The organism is Sinomicrobium endophyticum, from assembly GCF_052983315.1.
Genome location: NZ_JBRKIS010000048.1, coordinates 1 through 4,006 on the forward strand (window position 1 = coordinate 1; position 4,006 = coordinate 4,006).

The 4,006-nt window shown below is 44.2% G+C and carries 4 protein-coding genes; all 4 read right to left on the reverse strand.

What is annotated here, in order from left to right; translation table 11 throughout:
* Nucleotides 1-23 precede the first annotated feature (23 nt).
* Entirely contained in the window at nt 24-1,172 is a 1,149-nt protein-coding gene (locus ACVBDU_RS19785; protein WP_447180155.1) for a transposase, read from the reverse strand.
* 154 nt (nt 1,173-1,326) lie between these two features.
* Entirely contained in the window at nt 1,327-1,632 is a 306-nt protein-coding gene (locus ACVBDU_RS19790; RefSeq protein WP_240643180.1) for a DoxX family protein, read from the reverse strand.
* Between the two features lie 46 nt (nt 1,633-1,678).
* The gene (locus tag ACVBDU_RS19795) at nt 1,679-2,629 is read right to left on the reverse strand and encodes an alpha/beta hydrolase (RefSeq protein ID WP_170164618.1); all 951 of its coding nucleotides are present in this window, start codon (nt 2,627-2,629) and stop codon (nt 1,679-1,681) included.
* A 40-nt stretch (nt 2,630-2,669) separates the two neighbouring features.
* The gene (locus ACVBDU_RS19800; RefSeq protein WP_447180155.1) at nt 2,670-3,818 is read right to left on the reverse strand and encodes a transposase; all 1,149 of its coding nucleotides are present in this window, start codon (nt 3,816-3,818) and stop codon (nt 2,670-2,672) included.
* Between the last annotated feature and the right edge of the window lie 188 nt (nt 3,819-4,006).

Below are 4,006 nucleotides of genomic sequence, written 5' to 3' on the forward strand. Positions count from 1 at the left end.
TGTTTCAATAGTTCGTTAAAAAATTAAGCGGCGATGGTGCCGTATAGTAAAAGTTCATTGATATATTTCTGATTTTTGTTCAAGTGTGGGTTGATCCCAAAGGTTGAAAAAAATCGGTTCATGAGTAAAGCGTTGTGGTTCATGGTCTTGATGTCTGTCATAGAGAACGCTCCGCGTTGTTCTTTGGGAATGTTTAACCAGTGAGCTGCCTTGGCGAGATTGGTAGCGGTCAGTGCCATATTGAAGTGGAAGTCGAGTTTGTTCTCACTACGGGCCTGACAGTTTTCCAGTGTGGTATGTTGTTTGGCATCCCGATAGATGAACTCGATCTGGAAACGTAGGCGGTAATACTTCACTATGGTTGTTGCATTGAATGTTGTGTTGGTAGAAAAATACAGCTTATATTTTTTCCCACAAGGTACCCGTACCACCCTGATATTGCGTTCTAAGGCTACCGAATAGAGTACGGCAGTCATGGCCAGAGTCCCGTCTTCCAGTTCCACGGTTTGGAAATGGTCATCACGGATGTCTTTATGTATGACTTTACCATCATATTTTTTGGGCCTGCCCCTGCCGCTTTTTTTGGGGCCAAGGTAGAGGTATCTGAGATTGGCATCGTCCCGCAGCCTACCCACAAAATGGAATCCTGCCCCACAAACAGTATCGATAAAGGTCTTCTTGGTGAACCAGGCATCGGCTACCACCACACGGGAGAGTCCGGATAAGCTATTGCTGGAGGTAGCGAAACAGTCCGCATAAAGTTCGGCCAGTGATTTATCACAAGACGCATCGGTTAGCGTCTGGCGGGCATCCAAGTGAAAACCGGTATGGTTGTCCACATCAATGGCGGCCATGCCCAGGAGTTCCAGTCCGCGTTTGACCCCTCCGGCCTGTCCTGACCAGAAATAGCCGAGCCCCGGGGTTTTCTTGCCTGATTTGGCAATGTAACTGGGATCGATGGCAATCACGTAATGTCCGCTGCCGTGCTGTTGGACCAGTTCTTTATTGAACCCAAGGAAATCGAAAGGCTTTTCGAATTGGATACGAAAACGCTGTTCACTATATTTGCTGTATCTTTCCAATTGTCGGAAGTTGATACGGCCCTTGATGGACAAGAACAGGGTGAAAGTCTCCACCATGAAACGCTGCCTGGAGGCGTTGATATTTTGCATATTAAACAATATGTTGACTATCTATGTTTTGTATAGGTTATAACCCTTGGTGACCATATCTTATAAACGTCTTGGAAAACACTATTAAAATACTGAAAACCAATTGTTTATTAAAATTTTCTCATCCCTTTTTATACACTTATTTCATTATAAATCAGAAACTTTTATCAAAGTGTAACACAGTATTGAGTAAAAGAAACGGTAGCTCAATAGCCACGCCTTTAAGGTCTTTATCTGCAAAATGAAAACAAATGATTAGCAAAATTCCCACAGCCATTAAAAAATTTCCCCAAACAAATGTTTTAGGAAAAAGAATCATTACAGCACTTAGCATTGTAACGGCCCCGGTAATCATCAGTCCGGTTTTATTGAAATTCCACTTACCAAACATTTCCATCATTTCGGGTTTACCCGTTAGCATGGCATAGCCTTGTTTTAGCCCCATAAATACAGCTACCAATGAGTATGCCGTTTATAATTTTTAGTATCATAACTGTTGGTTTTAGTTATTCAAACGCCCTTTTAATGGCTGCTACCCTTGCACTCCAAAAATCTTTTGATGCTTTGGCATCTGGAGCCAGCCCGTCAAAAACATGCACCATGCCGGGGTAAATATGCAGTTCTACCTGGTTGCCGGCAGCGGCAAGTTTTTGGGCATACTCGATGGATTCATCCCGCAGACAATCCATAGTTCCCACTGCTATGAACGCATCTGGCAGGTTGCTTAAATCTTCTATCATATTCGGCACAGTCTTGCCATATTCACTTTCGGGAACATTGGTGAGGTAGCATTGAAAGCCGTAATGGTTCATCCAGCTATCCCAAACGCCTACGCTGTTAATTTCTTTATTGCTGTCAGATGTGTCCCTAATATCAAGCATGGGATAGGCCATTGCCTGCAAAAGAATTTTGGGTCCACCTTCGTTTCTGGCTCTGATGGCAACAGATGTGGTTAGTAGTCCACCAGCACTGCCACCGCCCACAACTACTTTGTCTTTATTAATGCCAAACTCATCGGCGTTACCAACAACATGTAGCAAGCCTTCGTAGCAGTCGTTAAGTGGCTTTGGATAAGGATTTTCGGGTGTGAGGCGGTAGTTTACAGAAGTGATGACACAGTCGAGCTCAAGGGCCAGATTGTACAAGGTGCTGTCTTCCTGCTCAGGTAATCCACTCATAGTGCCACCGCCGTGTATCCAATACAATAGTGGTTTTGGATTGGTTTCGGTAAGTGGTGTAAATACCCTTAGTTGCGTTTCCAACCCATCGCTGTTGGTGAAAAATTTATTTTCAACCCGTAGTTGGTCGGTGCTACTTACAGCTACCTGCTGTGCCATTTGTTGTAAAGCCCCCCTAAAAACTTCCTGCAAGGGCATTCCTTCGGGCGGTGCGGGCTGGCTGGTATAGGCTTTTAAGATGGGTACAAGCTCGTCAGAGATTTTGTTTTGGTACTTCATGTGCATTTAATTTAAAATGTTTCAATAGTTCGTTAAAAAATTAAGCGGCGATGGTGCCGTATAGTAAAAGTTCATTGATATATTTCTGATTTTTGTTCAAGTGTGGGTTGATCCCAAAGGTTGAAAAAAATCGGTTCATGAGTAAAGCGTTGTGGTTCATGGTCTTGATGTCTGTCATAGAGAACGCTCCGCGTTGTTCTTTGGGAATGTTTAACCAGTGAGCTGCCTTGGCGAGATTGGTAGCGGTCAGTGCCATATTGAAGTGGAAGTCGAGTTTGTTCTCACTACGGGCCTGACAGTTTTCCAGTGTGGTATGTTGTTTGGCATCCCGATAGATGAACTCGATCTGGAAACGTAGGCGGTAATACTTCACTATGGTTGTTGCATTGAATGTTGTGTTGGTAGAAAAATACAGCTTATATTTTTTCCCACAAGGTACCCGTACCACCCTGATATTGCGTTCTAAGGCTACCGAATAGAGTACGGCAGTCATGGCCAGAGTCCCGTCTTCCAGTTCCACGGTTTGGAAATGGTCATCACGGATGTCTTTATGTATGACTTTACCATCATATTTTTTGGGCCTGCCCCTGCCGCTTTTTTTGGGGCCAAGGTAGAGGTATCTGAGATTGGCATCGTCCCGCAGCCTACCCACAAAATGGAATCCTGCCCCACAAACAGTATCGATAAAGGTCTTCTTGGTGAACCAGGCATCGGCTACCACCACACGGGAGAGTCCGGATAAGCTATTGCTGGAGGTAGCGAAACAGTCCGCATAAAGTTCGGCCAGTGATTTATCACAAGACGCATCGGTTAGCGTCTGGCGGGCATCCAAGTGAAAACCGGTATGGTTGTCCACATCAATGGCGGCCATGCCCAGGAGTTCCAGTCCGCGTTTGACCCCTCCGGCCTGTCCTGACCAGAAATAGCCGAGCCCCGGGGTTTTCTTGCCTGATTTGGCAATGTAACTGGGATCGATGGCAATCACGTAATGTCCGCTGCCGTGCTGTTGGACCAGTTCTTTATTGAACCCAAGGAAATCGAAAGGCTTTTCGAATTGGATACGAAAACGCTGTTCACTATATTTGCTGTATCTTTCCAATTGTCGGAAGTTGATACGGCCCTTGATGGACAAGAACAGGGTGAAAGTCTCCACCATGAAACGCTGCCTGGAGGCGTTGATATTTTGCATATTAAACAATATGTTGACTATCTATGTTTTGTATAGGTTATAACCCTTGGTGACCATATCTTATAAACGTCTTGGAAAACACTATTAAAATACTGAAAACCAATTGTTTATTAAAATTTTCTCATCCCTTTTTATACACTTATTTCATTATAAATCAGAAACTTTTATCAAAGTGTAACACAGTATTG